General features: G+C 37.4%; 17 protein-coding genes and 6 pseudogenes. 13 read left to right on the forward strand and 10 right to left on the reverse strand.

Annotation, left to right across the window (positions count from 1 at the left end; genetic code table 11):
• Positions 1–115: 115 nt before the first annotated feature.
• Genes ACLKMH_RS05550 through ACLKMH_RS05570 form a run of 5 tightly spaced genes read right to left on the reverse strand, consistent with a single transcriptional unit; the run spans position 116 to position 3,628 of the window.
• The gene (locus ACLKMH_RS05550; RefSeq protein ID WP_413701177.1) at positions 116–262 is read right to left on the reverse strand and encodes a hypothetical protein; all 147 of its coding nucleotides are present in this window, start codon (positions 260–262) and stop codon (positions 116–118) included.
• Positions 253–807 carry an alpha/beta fold hydrolase gene (locus tag ACLKMH_RS05555; protein WP_413701178.1) on the reverse strand — a complete coding sequence of 185 codons (555 nt, stop codon included), beginning with the start codon at positions 805–807 and terminating at the stop codon, positions 253–255. Before ACLKMH_RS05555 ends, ACLKMH_RS05550 begins: the two co-directional genes overlap by 10 nt.
• Positions 794–1,207 (reverse strand): thiamine pyrophosphate-dependent enzyme, encoded by a 414-nt coding sequence (locus ACLKMH_RS05560; protein ID WP_413701179.1) that lies wholly within the window; start codon positions 1,205–1,207, stop codon positions 794–796. The genes ACLKMH_RS05555 and ACLKMH_RS05560 overlap by 14 nt, the downstream gene beginning before the upstream one ends.
• Complete coding sequence (gene menD, locus ACLKMH_RS05565; protein ID WP_413701180.1) at positions 1,201–2,532, reverse strand: 2-succinyl-5-enolpyruvyl-6-hydroxy-3-cyclohexene-1-carboxylic-acid synthase; 1,332 nt, start codon at positions 2,530–2,532, stop codon at positions 1,201–1,203. The genes ACLKMH_RS05560 and menD overlap by 7 nt, the downstream gene beginning before the upstream one ends.
• 16 nt (positions 2,533–2,548) lie before the next feature.
• On the reverse strand, positions 2,549–3,628 hold the full coding sequence (locus tag ACLKMH_RS05570; RefSeq protein ID WP_413701181.1) for an isochorismate synthase: 1,080 nt from the start codon (positions 3,626–3,628) through the stop codon (positions 2,549–2,551).
• 370 nt (positions 3,629–3,998) lie between these two features.
• On the opposite strand from ACLKMH_RS05570, the gene menA reads away from it, so the two are divergent.
• The 3 genes and pseudogenes from menA to ACLKMH_RS05585 all read left to right on the forward strand — a co-directional run bounded on the left by menA (position 3,999) and on the right by ACLKMH_RS05585 (position 8,350).
• Positions 3,999–4,718 (forward strand): 1,4-dihydroxy-2-naphthoate octaprenyltransferase, encoded by a 720-nt coding sequence (menA, locus tag ACLKMH_RS05575; protein ID WP_413701182.1) that lies wholly within the window; start codon positions 3,999–4,001, stop codon positions 4,716–4,718.
• A gap of 425 nt (positions 4,719–5,143) precedes the next feature.
• Positions 5,144–7,241 (forward strand): annotated as a pseudogene (gene fusA, locus ACLKMH_RS05580) (elongation factor G).
• A gap of 353 nt (positions 7,242–7,594) precedes the next feature.
• Positions 7,595–8,350 carry an endonuclease I family protein gene (locus ACLKMH_RS05585; RefSeq protein WP_413701183.1) on the forward strand — a complete coding sequence of 252 codons (756 nt, stop codon included), beginning with the start codon at positions 7,595–7,597 and terminating at the stop codon, positions 8,348–8,350.
• Here ACLKMH_RS05585 and ACLKMH_RS05590 read toward each other — a convergent pair.
• A pseudogene (locus tag ACLKMH_RS05590) lies at positions 8,337–9,127 on the reverse strand (inner membrane protein YpjD). The gene ACLKMH_RS05585 and the pseudogene ACLKMH_RS05590 sit on opposite strands and share 14 nt — an antisense overlap.
• A 192-nt stretch (positions 9,128–9,319) precedes the next feature.
• Between ACLKMH_RS05590 and ffh the strand changes: the two are divergent.
• The 6 genes and pseudogenes from ffh (at position 9,320) to ACLKMH_RS05620 (ending at position 13,343) form a co-directional block, all read left to right on the forward strand.
• A pseudogene (ffh, locus tag ACLKMH_RS05595) lies at positions 9,320–10,731 on the forward strand (signal recognition particle protein).
• Positions 10,732–11,047: 316 nt separating this feature from the next.
• Positions 11,048–11,296 carry a 30S ribosomal protein S16 gene (gene rpsP / locus ACLKMH_RS05600; RefSeq protein WP_413702266.1) on the forward strand — a complete coding sequence of 83 codons (249 nt, stop codon included), beginning with the start codon at positions 11,048–11,050 and terminating at the stop codon, positions 11,294–11,296.
• A 24-nt stretch (positions 11,297–11,320) separates the two neighbouring features.
• Positions 11,321–11,848, forward strand: a complete 528-nt coding sequence (gene rimM / locus ACLKMH_RS05605; RefSeq protein ID WP_413701184.1) for a ribosome maturation factor RimM — start codon at positions 11,321–11,323, stop codon at positions 11,846–11,848.
• A gap of 19 nt (positions 11,849–11,867) precedes the next feature.
• Positions 11,868–12,617, forward strand: a complete 750-nt coding sequence (gene trmD, locus ACLKMH_RS05610) for a tRNA (guanosine(37)-N1)-methyltransferase TrmD (RefSeq protein WP_413701185.1) — start codon at positions 11,868–11,870, stop codon at positions 12,615–12,617.
• Positions 12,618–12,658: 41 nt separating this feature from the next.
• Positions 12,659–13,016: pseudogene (gene rplS / locus ACLKMH_RS05615) on the forward strand (50S ribosomal protein L19).
• Between the two features lie 81 nt (positions 13,017–13,097).
• Positions 13,098–13,343, forward strand: coding sequence for a YbaN family protein (locus tag ACLKMH_RS05620; protein ID WP_413701186.1), 246 nt, complete (start codon positions 13,098–13,100; stop codon positions 13,341–13,343).
• A 96-nt stretch (positions 13,344–13,439) separates the two neighbouring features.
• Here the strand turns inward: ACLKMH_RS05620 and ACLKMH_RS05625 are convergent, their stop codons facing one another.
• Positions 13,440–15,032 carry an ATP-binding protein gene (locus ACLKMH_RS05625; RefSeq protein WP_413701187.1) on the reverse strand — a complete coding sequence of 531 codons (1,593 nt, stop codon included), beginning with the start codon at positions 15,030–15,032 and terminating at the stop codon, positions 13,440–13,442.
• 86 nt (positions 15,033–15,118) lie between these two features.
• Entirely contained in the window at positions 15,119–15,388 is a 270-nt protein-coding gene (locus ACLKMH_RS05630) for a hypothetical protein (protein ID WP_413701188.1), read from the reverse strand.
• A gap of 229 nt (positions 15,389–15,617) precedes the next feature.
• Here ACLKMH_RS05630 and hldE point away from each other — a divergent pair, with 229 nt between their 5' ends.
• Positions 15,618–17,048, forward strand: a complete 1,431-nt coding sequence (gene hldE, locus ACLKMH_RS05635; protein ID WP_413701189.1) for a bifunctional D-glycero-beta-D-manno-heptose-7-phosphate kinase/D-glycero-beta-D-manno-heptose 1-phosphate adenylyltransferase HldE — start codon at positions 15,618–15,620, stop codon at positions 17,046–17,048.
• 88 nt (positions 17,049–17,136) lie between these two features.
• On the opposite strand, the pseudogene ACLKMH_RS05640 reads toward hldE, so the two are convergent.
• Positions 17,137–18,195: pseudogene (locus tag ACLKMH_RS05640) on the reverse strand (TolC family outer membrane protein); the annotation flags it as partial.
• A 58-nt stretch (positions 18,196–18,253) separates the two neighbouring features.
• On the reverse strand, positions 18,254–18,484 hold the full coding sequence (locus tag ACLKMH_RS05645; RefSeq protein ID WP_413701190.1) for a hypothetical protein: 231 nt from the start codon (positions 18,482–18,484) through the stop codon (positions 18,254–18,256).
• A gap of 176 nt (positions 18,485–18,660) precedes the next feature.
• On the opposite strand from ACLKMH_RS05645, the pseudogene nudF reads away from it, so the two are divergent.
• From nudF to ACLKMH_RS05660, 3 genes and pseudogenes are all read left to right on the forward strand, one after another.
• Positions 18,661–19,234, forward strand: a pseudogene (nudF, locus tag ACLKMH_RS05650) (ADP-ribose diphosphatase).
• A 190-nt stretch (positions 19,235–19,424) separates the two neighbouring features.
• Entirely contained in the window at positions 19,425–20,249 is an 825-nt protein-coding gene (cpdA, locus tag ACLKMH_RS05655) for a 3',5'-cyclic-AMP phosphodiesterase (RefSeq protein WP_413701191.1), read from the forward strand.
• Between the two features lie 2 nt (positions 20,250–20,251).
• Entirely contained in the window at positions 20,252–20,824 is a 573-nt protein-coding gene (locus tag ACLKMH_RS05660) for a YqiA/YcfP family alpha/beta fold hydrolase (protein ID WP_413701192.1), read from the forward strand.
• Positions 20,825–20,852 lie beyond the last annotated feature (28 nt).

The following is a 20,852-nucleotide window of genomic DNA, read 5'->3' on the forward strand; positions in this document are numbered from 1 at the left end:
AAAACTCTGTTGTCTAGTTTATGGGAGTATTTATAAATTTTGTTTAATGTATTGCGCAAATTGTTGTGCGCTAAATTGATGAATATTATGACCCGCATGCTCAAATTCTACGAGATTAATATGTTTTAAGCTGTTCAATTTTGCTCGCCACGGCTTTGAACTTCTTATCTTTACTACCATAACAATAATGCACTGGCAGAGTTGTTTCCTGTAAATAAGGTAGTGCGTTAACTTGTTTTCCGAGACTAGTGGCTAGCAACATATTCGCAAGCGGTACACCATAGTTTTCTGCACGTTTGTGAATGATTTTTTCTTTTTTCTATCACTTAAATCACTAAAAACCTCTTGGTCATACCAATCATATAAGGTTTCAACAATACTTTCTGTGGCAAATTGTTTCGCCCAGCTATGATCTTGCATAAAACGACGCTCTTTTTCATCGTCGTCAGTAAGGCCTGTATGGCATGACTCAAGTAATAAAGCGGTTAAGCGTGTATCATTTTGGGTGCGCGCATAATCAAGTGCAATTCGTCCGCCAAGGGAATAACCAATTAGCGTAAATTGTTTGATGTCTAGGTCATTAATAACATCTTTGATTAATTGATGGCAGTGATTAAAACCATCTTTTAATGAACCTGGTGTTGTTACTGAAGCGCCGTGTCCAGGCAAATCAATGCTAACGCAGTGATAATCATCTTTTAGTATTTCAACTGTATCAGACCAATCGTGACGATTCCCTAAAAAGCCGTGTAAAAATACAAGCGTAGGATTATCCGCATGGCCCTGTTGTTGTTTATGTAGTGGCATATTTTATTTGCTCTTTTAATTGTGCAAGTTGTGTCACGTTTTGCTGGTTTTCAAGAGTGACTTCAATAAGTGAATGTTTACCCTTTAAGCATAGATTATAAGAGGCTTCAAAATCTATAAGTTGATTTGGGTTGTGATAATCAATACAAAATTGCTCACAACTTGCCTTGAAATTGAGACCGTGGGGTAATTGATAAAAATCTTCTTTTTGTTCCGCGGGTACCGGTAGATGATTAAAAATAGCACCGCCATCATTATTGAAAACAATAATGATAAATGTACTTTGTAGTTGTTTAATGAGCGCTAAAGAATTTAAGTCATAGAGAAAGGAATTATCACCTATTAATAATGTTGTCGTTTTCTGGCTATATTTTGCTACACCGACTGCTGATGCTAACAAACCATCAATGCCACTTGCGCCTCTATTAGTGAAAATCTGACAATGATTTTTTTCATCAACATATCTGCCAAACGAATTGGCATGCTATTACCTATAAATAGAGGGCTATTTTTTTCTAGTTTTTGTTGTAATTGTTTATCTAATTCTTCAACGACTGTCATTTCACTATAAGGTTGTGCCACTAAAAAAGGCTCAATTATTTTTTCTGCTATATCGTTATGGCATTGTTGTAATTCAATTAACCAAGGCGTTGTTACCCTAGGAGCGGAGTGAACCTGTGCCTTTATCCATTGTATTGCATCGCAATTATAACGAATATCAACACGATGATTTGAGTCGATACGATGATCACTTTCATGGATAACCTGTAGTTCGCCAGCAAAATGACCAATAAAGGTGCTTAATTGCTTACTTATTAACTGTTCACCAAATTGAATAATGATATCAGCTTGCCCGAGTAACTGCTTAAAGTGATCATTATTAAGTAATAAATCATAATAACTCAATGCGTTACTAGTCGCGCACTGCGATGATTGGATATCAGTAATTAACGCCATATGATGTTTTTTACAAAAATCTGCGATGGCTACTTGTCGCTGTTGATTGTTAATTTTACCTATTATGACAATTACTCTTTTATTATTTAAAGTCTGATCTGAAGGTAAAAATTGCTGTTCACTTTTAATATAACGAGTAAAGGGACGTTTGTTTTCAGGCCACTTTCTTAGGCTACTTAAGTAGCATTGAAAATCAATTTTTTCATTACTTGGATAAAGTGGCTCTGCAAAGGGCAAATTAAAGTGTATTGGCCCTTGTTGGTCGCGTTGTTTGTTTAGCGCGTGGTCAATAGTTGTTAATAAGTAGCTGGCTGTTATTTCAGTACTTGGCTGTGAGAGCTGAGTGAAAAAAATAGGGTAATTGGCAAAGATACTTTGTTGATCAATTGCTTGATTAGCACCACAATCAATTAAGGTTAGTGGTCGGTCAGCAGAAATAATAATTAATGGGTTGCCACTTTGTTTTGCTTCTATGACTGCTGGATATAAATTGGCAACCGCAGTACCTGAAGTGGTGATAATCACGACGGGTTTTTGGCTTGCTTGACTAATTCCTAGCGCTAAGAAACCTAATCCTCTTTCATCGAAATGCACATGCGCATTAGCCTGTGGGTGATTAGCAACTGCGAGTGTTAGAGGGGTAGAGCGAGATCCTGGTGCAACACAATAATCGGTAATACCATGGCGGATAAGTTCTTCAATAAAGAGTGAAGACCACAACTGATTAATATTACTGGCTATATAAGGAAAATTGTCAGTCTCTTTCATTATCTTTCTCTTATTATTATTGTTGCGTGATGATCTCTAATATCGTGTGGATCTTGTTATCTAACTCCTGCCACTCTTGCTCAGCAATAGACCCGGTGACAATGCCTGCCCCAGCAAATAATTTAATTGTTTTATCACTCAACAAAGCACTACGGATCGCTACGCTAAAATCAGTTTTTTGTTGGCTGATATAACCTACCGCACCAGCATACCAACCACGTACATAAGGTTCGTTATCATTAATAAATTGTAATGCAGGTAATTTAGGAGAACCTCCAACGGCAGGTGTAGGGTGTAATTTATAAAGTAATTCGGCATCACTGGTTTGATTATTTAACTCTGCTTTAATAGGCACACATAAATGTTGCACATTATGCAATTGCATTACACGTGGAGTATCACAGTATACTTGCGCCTTTAAGCTTTTTAAATTGGCAATAATAAACTCTTGCACCAGGTAGTTTTCACGGTCAATTTTTTTATCGGAGAGTAAACTTTGTAATAGAATATTATCTTCACGATCATTTCGTCCTCGATTTACTGTCCCAGCAAGTGCCTCGGTATGTAGCGTATTTCCTTCGCGACTAAAAAGCCTTTCTGGGGAACAACCAATAAAGACGTCTTTCTCAGAAAACTGAAAACTGAAATGGAAACTAGCTGGGTTTGCTTGTTGCCACTGAGCTAACAGGTCACAATAATTTACCGTTTTTTCAAAATTAAGTTCTGTTTGACGAGACAAGACCACTTTAGGTAATAATGCTTTATATTCTATTGAGAGCTCAACAAGTTTTGCCCATTGTTGTTTGTTGGGCAGATCCTGACGAGACACTAGGAGACTGTTTACTTTTTGCAGTGGCAAAGGTGCCAATAAACTGGTAACTAACTGGATAGTTTCTTGAATTGCAAATTGACCATTAAAATGACAGGTAAGAATCAGTTCTTCCTGTGTTTCTATAAATTCTAAAGCTGGTCTAATAAAGCGAGTTTCAGGAAACCCTTGCCACTGGTTCCCCTGTTGTTGAAAAGCAAGCCCTCCATAATACCGTGCTTCATTATTAACGATAGGAATGCTTTGTTTATCCTCAATAGCACCCAAACAAACTATGGTTTGTTGTTGTTCTTTATCCTGCCAATAAATTGTTGGGAAAATATGCTTTTGAGCCTTTAACAGAGATAATAATGGTAAAGATTGAAGTGATATATTTAAGTTTTTTGTTGGGAACTCTCCTCTTCTTTTTTAAAGGATTGTAATTGTTTGCAGATTTCTTCAATCATTGGGGTTAAATCACTCTTCTATGATAGCTATATTTATAGGTAAGATTTTGCTAATGTAGCGTGAAAATACCCTTGTCACAATATCGTTTATGGATATCTTGATTAATTTGATAAGGAACTTTTCTATTTGGTTAACTGAGTGATGTTTATTGATACTCATTACCACCTCATTTATATATTGGACAATTTAGATGAACAACCTTTCTGTTTGGTTAGGCGCATTACGTTTGCGTACTTTACCACTTGCCGCTTCTTCAATTATTGTTGGCGCGGGTATCGCCGTTAATCAGCAGGTTTTTAACTTATCTATTTTCTTATTATCTTTAATAACAGCACTACTACTACAAATATTATCAAATTTGGCCAATGATTATGGTGATTCAGTCACTGGCGCCGATGATGTAAATCGAGTCGGTCCTGAAAGGGCGATGCAAACGGGGGTTATTTCCCACTCTGCAATGAAGCATGCCATTATCTTTACTATTGCATTAACCTTAATCAGTGGCACAACGCTATTACTAGTTGCGTTAAATGATGACTTATATAGTTGGTTAATTTTTCTGGGGTTAGGTGTGTTAGCGATTATTGTCGCTATTACTTATACCATGGGTAAACTTCCCTATGGGTATCGTGCTTTAGGTGATGTTGCCGTTTTTCTCTTTTTTGGTTTGCTTGGAGTGATCGGTAGCTTCTATTTATATGCGCATAGTTTTGATTGGTTATTGGTTTTGCCCGCATCGAGCATTGGTTTGTTATCAGTCGCTGTATTAAATATTAATAACCTTCGTGATGTAGAAAATGATAGTAAACACAATAAAACCACGCTGGTTGTCTTGTTTGGTCGTGACGTTGCTTTTAAATATCATCTTTGTCTGATAATACTTGCCCCTTGCTGGCGGGATTCTATCTAACTAGCTTAGAAAATACGCAAAGTTGGCATTATCTATTTTTACTTGCAATGAGCCCATTAATTAAAAGTTGTAATGCATTAAATCAGGCAATAAGAGGGGAGGGAATAATAAAAATCTTTCTGCTCAAGCATTGGGATCGCAATTTGATGCCCAGTTAAAAAATACAGCAATTGGCACTTTTGTATTTTCCTTGCTATTTACCTTAGTTTTAATTGCCTAAGGAAGATCTTTCTATTAAACATGCTACCCTAATTTAGGTTATGTACTGAAAATTGACTGTTTTTATCCCTTTCAAGTAAACTTGCGGTGAAAAAACAACATATTTTCGGTTTTTTGCAAATTCTGTGTTCTGTTTAACAATAACGTTAGGTATAATGCGCGCGGAATATTGACCACAATTTTATTACTAATACAGAGTATAAAAAATGACAGATTTAAGTAAATACAGAAATATCGGTATTTTCGCGCACGTTGATGCGGGTAAAACCACAACTACAGAACGTATTCTAAAGCTAACTGGCCAGATCCACAAAACTGGTGAAGTACATGACGGCGAATCAACAACTGACTTCATGGAACAGGAAGCTGAGCGTGGTATTACTATCCAGTCTGCTCGCTGTTACTTGTTTCTGGAACGATCATCGTTTTAACGTTATTGATACTCCTGGACACGTTGACTTCACAGTTGAAGTATACCGTTCATTAAAAGTACTTGATGGTGGTATCGGTGTATTCTGTGGTTCTGGTGGTGTTGAACCACAATCAGAAACTAACTGGCGTTATGCGAATGACTCAGAAGTTGCACGTATTATTTTCGTAAACAAATTAGACCGTATGGGTGCTGACTTCTACCGTGTTGTTAAGCAAACTCAAGACGTACTAGTCGCTAACCCACTAGTAATGGTTCTACCAATCGGCATCGAAGACGATTTTTCTGGTGTTGTTGATCTACTAACACGTAAAGCATACGTGTGGGATGACACAGGTCTACCAGAAAACTATGAAATCAAAGATGTGCCTGCGGACATGGTTGATAAAGTAGAAGAATACCGTGAGCAATTAGTTGAAACTGCTGTTGAGCAAGACGACGACCTAATGGAAGCATACATGGAAGGTGAAGAGCCTTCTATTGAAGACATTAAACGTTGTATCCGTAAAGGTACACGTACAATGGACTTCTTCCCAACTTACTGTGGTTCTGCGTTTAAAAACAAAGGTATTCAATTAATTCTTGATGCTGTTGTAGATTACCTACCTTCACCAACAGAAGTTGACCCACAACCTCTTACTGATGAAGAAGGTGAACCAACAGGTAAATTTGCACTTGTTTCTGCTGACGAAACTTTCAAAGCATTAGCATTCAAAATTACTGATGACCGTTTTGGTGCACTTACTTTCGTACGTATCTACTCAGGTACACTTAAGAAAGGTGATACAATCCTTAATGCTGCAACAGGTAAAACTGAGCGTATCGGCCGTATGTGTGAGATGCAAGCAGATGATCGTAACGAATTAGCTTCAGCACAGGCGGGTGATATTATCGCTATCGTTGGTATGAAGTCTAACGTTCAAACTGGTCATACATTATGTGATCCTAAAGATCCAATCATCCTTGAAGCGATGGTATTCCCAGAACCAGTAATCTCTATCTCTGTAACACCAAAAGATAAAGGTTCAACTGAGAAAATGGGTATTGCGATTGGTAAAATGGTTGCAGAAGATCCAACATTCCGTGTTGAAACAGACCAAGATTCAGGTGAAACAATCCTATCTGGTATGGGTGAACTTCACTTAGATATCAAAGTAGATATCCTTAAGCGTACATACGGTGTTGACCTAGTTGTTGGTGAACCTCAAGTTGCTTACCGTGAAACTATCACGCAAGCAGTTGAAGATTCTTACACTCATAAGAAACAATCTGGTGGTTCTGGTCAATTTGGTAAAATTGATTACCGTATCAAACCAGGTGAACCAGGTACTGGTTTTGTGTTCTCTTCAACAGTTGTTGGTGGTAACGTACCTAAAGAATTCTTCCCTGCTATCGAGAAAGGTTTCGAAGGTATGATGGATAACGGTGTACTAGCTGGCTTCCCTGTACTTGATGTTGACATCGAGCTTTACGATGGTGGCTTCCACGCCGTGGATTCATCTGCTGTAGCATTTGAATTAGTCGCTCGTGGTGCATTCCGTCAGTCTATCCCTAAAGCGGGCGCACAACTTCTAGAGCCAATCATGTCTGTTGACGTGTTTACTCCTGATGATCACGTTGGTGATGTTATCGGTGACCTTAACCGTCGTCGTGGTATGATTGCTGGACAAGAAGCTGGTGCAACTGGTGTTCGTATTAAAGCTGACGTTCCTCTTTCAGAAATGTTTGGTTACATTGGTTCTTTACGTACAATGACTTCAGGTCGTGGTCAGTTCTCTATGGAGTTCAAAAACTATATGCCTTGTCCAAACAGCGTATCTGAAACAGTAATTGAAAAAGTACGCGCTGAAAAAGAAGCTACTAAAAAGAAATAATATTTCTTAATAGTAAACTTCTTAAAACCCTGTTATGAAAATAACAGGGTTTTTTTATGCCTAGATTTTGCTAATTAGCTCTTTAAGTAGTTCAAAAACTACGTGCTGAAAAAGAAGCTACTAAAAAGAAAGAATATTTCTTAATTAGTAAACTTCTTAAAACCCTGTTATGAAAATAACAGGCTTATTTTTATGCTTAAATTTTATTCATTATCCCGACCATAGGTTAAAAAGAAAATTTGTTAATAGACTAAAATTAACAAATTTAACATGTTTATTTGATTTTTATTTAATTAAGTCAGTAACTTATAGGCTGATAGACTTGCTTTTTATTTTTATAAGCAGGGATTATTATGCAATATTTACTGTTACTACTTTTAGCCTATTTTGTTTCTTTTTCTGCGTTAGCAAATAAAGGAAATGAAACTAATACTTCCTTTAACAAAGCAAAAAGAATGCTTGAGAAGGAAGTTTATCAAGTAGCTCATGAACGAAAAACGATTTATTGTGATGCTGACTTTGATGTGAAAAAGCAAATTAGCTTCCCACCAGGATTTACTACCACTAAATATGTTAAACGTTCAAAAAAAGTAGAGTGGGAACACGTTGTACCCGCAGAAAATTTTGGTCGCAACTTTGTGGCATGGCGAGAAGGTGATGAGAGCTGTGTTAATAGCAAAGGTAAAACCTTTAAAGGTAGGCGTTGTGCTGAGAAAGTTGATCATCAATATCGTTTAATGCAATCTGATATGCATAACCTTTATCCCGCTATTGGCGCGGTAAATGTCGCCCGCAGTAATTATAATTTTACTATGTTAAATACAGAACAAAGTAGCTTTGGTAGTTGTAATATGAAGATCTCTAAACGCAAGGTTGAGCCTCCAGAAAGTGCTCGCGGAATGATAGCCCGTAGTTATTTGTATATGCATGAAACCTACGATCGTTACAGTATGAGTGATCAACAACTGCAATTAATGAACGCTTGGCATAACCAACAACCAGTGACCGAGTGGGAATGTTTAAGAGCACAACGCATCGCTGAAAAGCAAGGTAATCAAAGTGCGATCTTAGAAAGAAGCTGTGCTTTATTACATTTTAAGTCAGAATAATTTCTCGTACAAAACGACTACCAAAATAAGCAAGGGTGAGAAGCGATGACCCGACAATAGTAATGTAAACTGTCAAACGGCCACGCCATCCTTGCTTAAAATGCCCCCACAATAAAATGCCATAAATAACCCATGCAATCATGGATAAAATGGCTTTATGCGCTTTCCCTTGAGCAAACATATCCTCTAAAAAATAAACCCAGTCAATAAAGTACAGCTTAATAAAATAAAACCGATAAAGATAAACTGAAAAAGGGTTTTTTCTAATGTCATTATTGGTGGCATATTAACTTTTGTTAGCGGTAATTTATGACTTTTTAATCTGTGGTCTAAGTAAGCAAGCTGTAAGGCAAATAAGCTCGCAATACTAAGAATGGAATAAGCCAGCAAGGCAAAAATGATATGTGATCCAACCTGTGGATGAGTTTCTAAATGGGTAATAAAATGGCTTGGCAAATGAGTAACAGCAATAAAATTAATAATAGTAAACCCATAAGCAACGGGTAATAAAACACCGGTATTGAGTCGTTTACTTGCAAAGGTACTAAGTAAAGAAATAATAAAGGTGACTAAGGAAACCACGTTAAGAATTTGTAGATTTTGACCCACGGATATAAATACATTTTGATATAACCAAATAGCATGGGTAAATAATGCGATACTAATCGGGATTAATAATGTATGTGAAGATAATTTTTGAGGCGAAACGATTTGCTTGCTAGCAACGACTGTTGCGACAAGATAAAAAAGGCCACTAATAAATGCTAAATAATCCATATCAATCCAATTGTTGGTTTGCTGAAGGTATTAGGGTCTGTTGATCTTTACCTTTGTAAAAATACACTTTAAAGATTAACAGACCCCAATTATATGCAAATTTTAACGGATGAGAAGTTAATACTACCTTGAAAGACAATGTTGCGTATAATATCGTCCATTCTATTCTAATTTTTGAAACGAGAGCGAAGCATGTTTGAGAATTTAACCGACCGATTGTCGAAAACCCTAAAAACGATCAGTGGTAAAGGTAGCTTAACAGAAGATAATATCAAAGGCACTTTACGCGAAGTTCGTATGGCGTTATTAGAAGCCGATGTTGCTTTACCTGTTGTACGTGACTTTATTAAGGCGGTAAAAAAACGTGCTGTTGGTCGTGAAGTAACAAAAACGCTTAATCCTGGGCAAGCATTCCTAAAAATTGTTCAGAGTGAACTTGAATCTGCAATGGGTGAGGTTAATGAATCTTTAAACCTTGCTATGCAACCACCTGCGGTTTTATTAATGGCGGGTTTACAAGGTGCGGGTAAAACAACTTCGGTTGCTAAATTAGCACTTAGATTAAAAAATAAAGAAAAAAATCAGTTCTTGTTGTGAGTGCCGATATTTATCGTCCTGTCGCGATTAAACAGTTAGAAACATTAGCGGGGGAAGTCGAGGTTGAGTTCTTCCCAAGTGATATCACACAAAAGCCTGTTGATATTGCTAATGCGGCAATAGACCATGCTAAAAAGAAATTTATTGATGTTGTGATCGTCGATACAGCAGGTCGTTTGCATGTTGATAGTGACATGATGGATGAAATTAAAGATCTTCATGGTGCGATTAAACCAATTGAGACCTTATTTGTTGTTGATGCAATGACTGGTCAAGATGTCGCTAACACAGCAAAAGCCTTTAACGAAGCTTTACCATTAACGGGTGTTATCTTAACCAAAGCTGATGGTGATGCACGTGGTGGTGCCGCACTGTCTATTCGTCATATTACTGGTAAGCCGATTAAATTTATCGGTATGGGTGAGAAAATTGATGCATTAGAAGCTTTCCACCCTGAGCGTATTGCTTCTCGTATTTTAGGTATGGGTGATGTACTTAGCTTAATTGAAGATCTCGAGCAAAAAGTCGATAAGAAAAAAGCAGATCAACTGGCTAAAAAAATTACTAAAGGTAAAGGCTTTGATTTAGAAGATTTCCGTGACCAACTTGTGCAAATGAAAGGCATGGGAGGCATGGCTGGCATGATGGATAAACTGCCGGGGATGGGACAAATGCCAAGTGCCATGAAAGATCAAGTAAATGATAAAGCGACTAATCAAATGGAAGCTATCATTAATTCAATGACCAAAAAAGAACGTGCTAAACCTGAAATTATTAAAGGTGGCCGTAAACGTCGTATTGCGGCGGGTTCTGGTACGCAGATTCAAGATGTTAATAAACTCCTAAAACAATTTACGCAAATGCAAAAGATGATGAAAAAAATGTCTGGCAAAGGTGGTATGCGTAAAATGATGTCTGGTATGCAAGGGATGATGGGTGGCGCTGGTATGGGCGGCATGGGTGGAATGGGAATGCCTCCGGGTTTAGGTGGATTCCGTAAAAAATAATAAGTAAATACTCAGGCCGTTGCTATTTAAGTCTGAACATTTAAGGTTTATTTTGTTAAAAATCTAATACTTTATGAGTTCATATAAATAGGTAAGTAAACCTAAGTTTAAAAAAGCTAAATGTTCGCATTTAGCTTTTTTGTTTTTAAATCCTCTCAAATACTGCAAAAATTGAGATTAACTGCTTAAATTTCATTCGAAAGTGTGATTTTGATTGTTATTTTTGCTTAAAAGAGTATGATTCTGCGACTTTCTACAAAAGCAGGCGGTTGGCATCAGCTGACCAATGATACGTTTAACAATAATAGAGGACGATATGGTAACTATTCGTTTAGCTCGTGGTGGCGCAAAAAAACGCCCATTCTACCAAGTGGTAGTAACTGACAGCCGTAACGCACGTGACGGCCGTTTCCTTGAAAAAGTTGGTTTCTTTAACCCAACTGCACAAGGTCAAGCAGAAAAATTACGTTTAGATACAGATCGCATCAACCATTGGGTTGGTCTTGGCGCACAGCTAAGTGATCGTGTAGCTAAATTAGTAAAAGATAACGCAGTAGTCGCTTAATTGCAGTTAGGTGAGGAGATTTAGATGAGCAATATAGTTGAGCCCATTGTAATCGGAAAATTTGGTGCCGTTCATGGTATTAAAGGCTGGTTGAAAATCCACTCCTACACCGATGATGCTGAAAGTATTTTTCAATACAAACCATTGTTAATGAACTACCAAGGTAAACTACAAACAGTCAATATTACTGATTGGAAATATCATAGTAATACGTTCGTTGCAAAAATAGAGTCTTTTGATGTTCGCGAAGAAGCACAAGCCTTAGTTGGCATTGAACTTTTAGTTAATTCAGATGAGCTTCCTAAATTGGAAGGTGACTTCTATTGGCGAGATTTGATCGGATGTCAGGTTAATACTGACAAAGGTTATCATTTAGGTGTTGTTACCGACATGATGGAAACAGGCTCGAAAGATGTGCTTGTGGTTAAAGCTAATTCGAATGATGCTTTTGGGCAAAAAGAACGATTAATCCCGTTCATTAAAGAGCAAGTAGTATCCGATGTGGATATTGCAGGCAAACTAATTACAGTTAATTGGGAACCTGATTTCTGATATCCCTAGGAGAGAAGCGATGTGGATTGGGGTTGTAAGCCTCTTCCCGGACATGTTTCGGGCCATTAGCGAAAACGGGGTAACAGGTCGAGCGATTAAAAATAATCTGCTTTCAATCCAATGTTGGAATCCTCGAGATTTTACCATGGATAAACATAGAACGGTTGATGACCGTCCCTATGGTGGTGGTCCAGGTATGCTGATGATGGTGCAACCTTTACGGGATGCAATTCAGGCGAAGAAAATGGCCGCTAAGGAAGCGGGACATGAGGCAAAGGTAATTTATCTTTCCCCTCAAGGCAGACGTTTAGACCATGAAGGTGCTCAGCAATTATCATCAAGCTCACAGGCTTTGATTTTAGTGGCGGGGCGTTATGAAGGCATAGACGAACGCATAATTGATAGCTTAATCGACGAAGAATGGTCGGTAGGTGATTATGTGTTAAGTGGTGGTGAGCTACCAGCCATGATTCTAATTGATGCTGTGGTACGTTTTGTACCGGGTGTATTAGGTCATGTGTTATCAGCTGAGCAAGACTCCTTTGCGGAGGGATTGCTTGATTGTCCTCACTACACGCGCCCAGAGGTATTAGATGGTGTATCTGTACCAAGTGTTTTATTAAGTGGTGATCATGAAAAAATTCGTCTATGGCGTTTAAAACAATCACTGCAACGCACGAAAATGAGACGTCCTGATTTATTAAATGATCTAGCTCTGACTGACGAGCAAGCTAAATTGCTTGTCGCTCTGGAAAGTGACTCCCACTAACCAGCGATGTTATCGGCTAACTAGATATAAAAGGTATTAAAATGAGCAATATTTTAAAAGCAATTGAAAATGAACAGTTACGTACTGATATTCCAGAATTCGCACAAGGCGATACTGTTATTGTACGTGTTCGCGTAAAAGAAGGTGATAAAGAGCGTCTTCAAGCATTTGAAGGTCTTGTAATCGCTAAGCGTAACCGTGGTCTACACTCAAGCTTTACTGTTCGTAAAATGTCGAGCAGCTGAAGGTGTTGAACGTGTATTCCAAACACATAGCCCACTTGTAGGAAGCGTTGAAGTTAAACGTCGTGGTGTGGTTCGCCAAGCTAAACTTTACTACTTACGTGAACTTACTGGTAAAGTCGCTCGTATTAAAGAGAAGCTTGGTAAAAAGAAATAATCTTTTTACCCAATTGTAATGCCACTTATGTTGGTATAATAAGGCACTCTTCGGAGTGCCTTATTTGTTTGGGAGATAAGAATGCATGTAATAAAACGCTATTTTTTAATGGCTGTTGCTTTTATTAGTATTTTATTGGGACTGATCGGTATTTTTCTGCCTCTTTTACCCACAACACCCTTCTTTATTTTAGCGCTTGCATGTTTTGCCCGTAGCTCTGAACATTTTCATCACAAACTACTAAATGCACCTTATATCGGTCCTGTTTTGATGGATTGGGAAGCGGATAAAAAAATTGAAAAAAACGTAAAAAACAAATTATTTTAATAGTGCTTACAAGTTTTGCTATCTCGATTGCCGTCTTACATAGTCGTTTCTATTTGCAATTACTGTTGTTAGTAATTATGTGTATTTTATTGTTTTTTATATATCGGATTGATGAAAAACCTTAGCAGAACGTTCACTCTCAATATAAGCATTAAACACCGGAAGCGTAATAATAAAACGCGTAAATTCATTTAATTTAGACTCTACATCGATTGTGCCTCCATGACGTTTGATAATTTGTGAGCAGATTGTTAAACCAATGCCTAAGCCAAAATTACCCTCGCGCTTGCTGGTGTAATTTAATTCAAATATTTTTTTTAACACTTGCTCTGTCATACCTGGGCCATTATCTTCAATAATTACCTGCACCTTAGGTGATTCATCGTAGGGTAAATAAAGCGTCGATATTTTTATTTCTCCCTGTCCTTCTGTCGCATCAACAGCATTGGAGATGATATTTGTCCAAACTTGTTCAAGTTCAATAGGGCGACACTCTACCTGTGGCAAGGTTTGGTAGTCTTTGATTACTCGGTAGGTTTTTAGTTTGTTTTCAAATATTACCAGCGTTTCTTCGATCCCCTCATGAATATCAATAGGCGCAGAAACTTCGCTGTCTTGTCCGGCATAATGCTTTAAGCTTTTCACTAAGTTTGCGATACGTGTAGCACAGGCATTGCTGTTACGCAAAATAGTGCCTGCTTGATGATATTGACTCAATAAATTGACTGTCTGTGCAAAATCTCGACCTTTTTCGACAGGAATATTGGTATTGTCCAATTGCATATTAACCAGCTTTTTGGCCAAGTTTTTATCTTTTACTTTTGATAATAGTGCGTTGGTTCTTGCCCTTACATCGGAGGTTGATAAGGGCACAATCGTTAATCCCTGTTGCAGAGTTTGTTTTGCTAACTTAGAGAAATCACAGGTTCTTTCATGTAAAAGTAAGTCTGAAATTAGGCTAGTAAGCGTATCTGAGCCACGCAAAATAGCCGCCACTGGATTATTCAGTTCATGAGCGACACCAGCAACAAGTTGTCCTAATACAACCATTTTTTCACTTTCAATAAGATGGTTATGTGCACTATCTAAGGATTGCAATGTTTCCTGTAGGGCAAGCTCGGTAGAGATACTGTGTTGCAAGCGACGATTAAAGTTGCGCAATAGCAGGTTAGTGAAGGGTGCCAGTAACGCGCTATTTGATTGCATGATTTGTGAGAAAATGAACTTATCAACCTTTAGTACCTCTGTTGGCACTAATGTTATTCCTGTGCTAAATGCGACTTCTTCGGTTAAGAAAGACATGCCACCAACCATAGTGCCAGCTTGCATAATGGTAATATCTTGCATCTCTCCGTGAGCATTACGTTTTTTAAGTAATACTTCGCCCTTTGCAATAAACCAGAGGTATTTATTTTTTTCACCTTCTCGGGTGAGGATATGGTTCGCGCGGTAATTTCGACGTACATTATGTTCATCGTTATTTTCAAGAATTTTATACAGGGATTTAATTATTAAACTCGATAATTTGGCATCACTGTATAATGTGTAATCAAGAAATTTATCTTGAAAGTCAAGTGGTTGTGTTTCGCTACTATTATCTAACAAACGAGTTTTATTGGTCACCTGGCGTTTGCTAACAGAACTTGATAATTGGTTACGCTGATAGTGATTGGTATGGTAATTACTCATTTGTGCTTGAATTAAATGTTTAAGAGGCTCCTTGCGATAGGGTAATTGTAAAAAATAATCTATATGTCCCTGATTAATACAATCAATTAATTGTGTGACACAGGGGTTATAGGCGTAAACAATTTTTCTAATAAGTTGGCATTTAGAGTGTCTAAAAGTGTTAATGCATCTCCATCGCTGAGATATTGAGAGGCTAATACAATAGCGATTTCATCACTATTTTGTACAATCAATTGTAGCGCTTTTTGCAGTGTTGTTGCTTCCAGGATATCCATATTATTATTTAACAGGATTAAATCTTGTTTAATTTGGCTTAGACGTTGTGGATCGCTATCAACACATAAGATCATTAACATAGTTATACTCCAAGTAAACCTTACTCAGAATGAAGGTCTAATGTGCACCTAAAAGGAATTGAAACTGAGCACTAAATGAACATAGATTAACACTATAGGTAACAGGTTTTGTGATGTAACTGGTTGTTTTGAAATCTTATGATTTTTATCAATGGAGAGCATCGTTAAATAATAAAACTGTGATAACCTTAGCAGTCAATCAGCACATTTAAGAATTAAGAGAGATAAGATGAAAATAACATTACCTGAATATGAAAAAGCAGAAGTACTGGTCGTTGGAGATGTAATGTTAGACCGTTATTGGCATGGCCCGACGGGTCGTATCTCTCCTGAAGCACCTGTGCCTGTTGTTAAAGTTGAACAAATTGAAGAGCGTCCTGGTGGTGCCGCCAATGTGGCATTAAATGTAGCCGCTTTAGGTGCGAAAGTACGTTTAATTGGTTTAGTTGGTGATGATGAACCTGCACTTGCATTAGCAAAGGGGTTAGAATCAGTTCATGTCACCACTGATTTTGTTACTCTAGATAACTTCCCAACAATTACAAAATTACGAGTATTAAGCCGTCACCAACAGTTATTACGTTTAGATTTTGAAGAACCCTTTCATGATGTAGATAGCAAACCTATTTTAGACAAAATGCAAACAGGTTTAGGCGCTGAAAATAGTGTTGTTATTTTATCGGATTACAACAAAGGTTCATTGTCTGATGTGCAGAAAATGATTCAACTAGCCAAACAGAAAAATATTAAAGTACTTGTTGATCCGAAAGGATCTGATTTTGAAAAATATCGTGGTGCAACTTTATTAACACCTAATCTGTCTGAGTTTGAAGCTGTTGTAGGGCGTTGTAAAACTGATCAGGAACTGGTTGATCGTGCCTTAGAATTGATTAAAAAGTTTGACCTGCAAGCATTACTAGTGACTAGAAGCGAACATGGTATGACTTTAGTGCGTGAAGGTGTACAACCATTTCATTTACCAACACAAGCACAGGAAGTTTATGATGTAACAGGGGCAGGTGATACGGTTATTTCGGTGTTAGCAACATCATTAGTCGCTGGTAGCTCCTTTGAAGATGCTTGTACCTTAGCAAATGCAGGTGCGGGTGTTGTTGTTGGAAAAATTGGTACATCGACGGTTAATACTATCGAATTGGCAAATGCCGTTTATAGCCAACAAGAAATTGGTTTTGGTGCATTATCAGAGGAGCAATTAAAAGTTGCTGTTCAATTAGCACAGCATCGTGGTGAAAAAGTGGTCATGACTAACGGCTGTTTTGATATTCTTCATGCAGGACATGTCTCATACTTAAATACCGCTCGCGAACAAGGTGACCGTTTAATTGTTGCTGTAAACAGTGATGAATCTGTTCGTGGCCTAAAGGGCTCTGGTAGACCAGTTAACCCTATCGATCGACGTTTAGCAGTTTTAGCTGGTTTAGTCGCCGTTGATTGGGTGATTGAATTCAGCGAGGAAACACCACAACGCTTAATTGCTAATGTATTACCAGATTTATTAGTAAAAGGTGGCGATTACGAAGTTGAAGAAATCGCAGGTGGCACTGAAGTGATTGCTAATGGTGGGGAAGTGAGAGTATTACAATTTGAAGAGGGTTGCTCAACATCAGAAATTATTAAAACCATTCGTAATGAGCGTTAGCCGATTATATTAAGAATGTTTTGATTAGAGATTAAAGATGATGATAGCTAACCATTTAACGTTAGCTATCATTGTCTGTCAGAGTAAATTAAGATTTATTGCGTTTCATTTCGCTTTCAGCTTTAGGATCCACTTCTACTAACCCCGAAGAAACATGAACAATATCTTGCTCAGATAAGGTACCCGCAGAATATTTCAGTTGTAACATATTAATAATGTAGTCATAGCGAGCATTAGCAAGTAGGCTTTCTGAGGCATATAAACTACGTGTTGCATCTAATACATCAACGATTGTTCGTGTACCCACTTCAAAACCTGCTTCAGTTGCTTCTAATGCACTATTTGCAGATTTTACACTCTGCTCGTAAGCGCTAATTGAACTTAAAGAAGCGCGAACATTGTTAAAGCCACTATTAATTTGTGCTTCAATGCTACGGTAAGTCTGTACTAAATCTTCACTTGCCATTACATAACTATATTGTGCTTGTTTAACACGAGAAGTAATAGAGCCACCAGTGTAGATTGGAATATTCAATTCTAAACCCAAGGTACCAGTGTTTCTATTGTAATCACTTCTATCGCTTGAAGCGTAATTCAAGTTGGTATGATCTAAACCTGCAGTAAAATCGAGAGTAGGCATACTACCTTCTTCAGCTAGCTCTATTTGCATTTTAGATAAGTCTTTAGCAATACGTTTTTCATGAAGTTCTAGGCTATGCTCTAATGCTTTATTACGCCATACGCTGACACCACCAGATAAACTCTGTGGTTCAAAAGTCTCTGTATTTAGATAATGAACACTTGAAATATCTTCACCAGTTAACTCACGTAATACAAAGTAACTATTAGCTAAGCTGTTTTCTGCAGAAATAAGCTCTGCATTTGTTTGGTCAAACTCGGCCTGTGCTTCATGAACATCGGTAATTGCAATTAAACCAACATCAAAACGTTGTTTGGTTTGTTCAAGCTGACGTTCCACTGCGCGTTTATTTGCTTTAACTGACTTCACTGCTTCATCTGCACGTAATACATCAAAGTAAGCAACAGCAGTACGATATAATAAACCCTGTGTCGCATAACCGTAGCTTGCTCCAAATTGTGTTGCTTGTTTTTCTGCGATATCAAGTTGTTGCCAATAGGCACCATTATAAAGCGACTGGGTTAATCCAAGTGTTGCATTATAAGATGAGTAAGAGTAATAGCTATCATCTGATTGACTTGTGTCTGCTCGCTAGCTCAAAACCTATTTGAGGCAATAAAGTCGCATCAGCTTCATTAACCTGTTCCAAATAAAGGTCGTATTGCGCTTTGCTTTTTAGGATAATCGGATCTTTAAGTTTTGCCGTCTCGTAAACTTGCAATAAAGAATCAGCAATAGCGCTTGAATTGAATGTTGCTAAGGCAACAATTGAAGCAATGGATAGTCGTTTAAACATTACAAAATTCCTATTTAATATGCATATTTATGGTTCTTGCAGGCTACCATAAATTACAGAAAGTGTATTATAAAATTATTACATGAATATATATTTTACAGAGGTTATCAGAAAATGAATGAACATTCACTTTTGAATTGTCCGAAAAGCAAAAATTTTGAAAAAAAGACCTTCAGATCATTAAAAAAGAGCCCTTATATAAAGGTTTTTTTGAGTGTAATAAATATACTTTAAAACATAAACTCTTTGCCGGAGGTTGGAGCCCCGAAATTCAACGGGAAATGTTTGAGAGAGGCCACGCTGCCTGCTGTTTTGCCCTACGATATAAAAAATGATCGGGTTGTGTTGATTGAGCAGTTTCGTTTAGGGGCAAAGGATGCGAATCAATCACCTTGGTTGCTTGAACTGGTTGCCGGCATGATAGATAAAAATGAATCTTCAGTTGATGTGGTGAAACGTGAAGCCTTAGAAGAAGCTGGCTTAACCATTGAATCAACACAATTTATTATGAATTGTTTATTAACTCCAGGCGGCTCAACAGAGCATGTAGATATTTTTATTGGCTCTGTGGATAGTGAGCAAGCTGGTGGTTTACATGGCTTAGAGGAAGAGGGCGAAGATATCCGAGTCCATGTTGTTGATAGAGAAATTGCTTATCAATGGGTGCTTGAAGGAAAAATAAATAATTCAGCTACTGTTATTGCTCTATTATGGTTACAATTAAACCGAGAAAAAGGGTTGAAATTATAAAAAATCATCCATTTTCTTGTTTCTGGTCAAGGAAATGAGGCATCACTAGCATTTTTTATCATTAGTCAAAATTCAAAGGCTGACAAATGATAAAATTTCAACTTGCGTGGTAAACATTAATGTCTTTGATTTATAATCGATTAATTGTTTGCGAAAATATACCGTTTTGGGATTTTAGATTATAGCTATTATGAATAATAAAGCCGTACAATTAAAAACAAATGCTCAGGGCGATTTGGATTTTTTACAAATTACAGATACTCACCTTTTTGCAGATAGAGAAAAAGATTTACTTGGTATTAAAACAGTGCAAAGTTTTGAGGCAGTTGTTGAACATGCAAAAAAGTACAAAAATTGCCAGGCGGTTTTATCAACCGGGGATCTTTCTCAAGATCACTCCGCACAGTCTTATTTAGACTTTTGCCATCATATAAAAACCTTGGATTTACCTTGTTTTTGGTTGCCTGGTAATCATGATATACAAGCCATTATGTTACCTAGTTTATTAGCTGAAGGGCTGGCACAAACTAAAATTATTGATAGTGAGCATTGGCAAGTTATTTTACTTGATTCACAAGTTGAAGGTGTACCCTATGGGTTATTAAGCGAATCTCAGCTTGATTTTTTAGACAATGCTCTAGCTTCTGAACCGAATAAAAAAACTTTAATCTGTGTTCATCACCATGTGCTACCAGTTGGAAGTGCATGGCTCGATCAGCACATTTTAAAAAATAACGATGTGTTTTTAGAAATTATTGCGCCTTACGCAAATGTTACGGCCGTGTTATCTGGTCATGTGCATCAGGCTGGGGATACAATTCAGGATGGCGTTCGTTTTATCACAACTCCTTCAACCTGTGTGCAGTTCAAACCAAACAGTGATGAATTTGCCTTAGATAGTGTGGCTCCGGGGTATCGTTTTCTGCGTTTAAAGGCGTCAGGTGAAATTGAAACTATTGTTGAGCGTATTGATGAAGGTGCTTTTTCAGTTGATAAAGATGCAACAGGTTATTGATAATGGCAAAGATTTTATTATCTCTGCATGGTTTTCATAGTTCACCTGAGTCACTTAAAGCACGTCAACTTGCTACTTATATTAATAAGCATCACCCTGAAATAACCTTCCTTTGTCCACAGCTACCTTGTTTACCAGGGAAAATGTGGGCACTTATTGAATCTATTTTTGAAAAATACAAAGATCATGATATCGCTGTAGTTGGTAGTTCATTAGGAGGGTACCTCGCGACAAAAATATCAGAGGTATATAAAACAAAGTCGATTCTTGTTAATCCTGCAGTGACACCCTATCGTTTATTACAGACTTATGCCGGCGCACAGGTTCATCCTTATACTAATGAAACTTATTTTATTAATGAAGATTTTATGGTGCAATTAAAAAAGTTAGATGTGGAAGTTTTAAGTACATTTAACCGATGCTGGGTGCTGTTACAGGAGGGTGATGAAGTACTCGATTACCAACAAGCAATGATAAAATACCAAGGTTGTAAAATTACCTGTGAAAAAGACGGAGACCACAGTTTTGTTGGTTTTGAGCGCTATATTGCTGATATAATTAAATTCCTTTTCTAGTTTTTAGACGATTCCTAACCATTGAACA

The organism is Psychromonas sp. KJ10-10, assembly GCF_047323245.1.
Classification (GTDB): domain Bacteria; phylum Pseudomonadota; class Gammaproteobacteria; order Enterobacterales; family Psychromonadaceae; genus Psychromonas.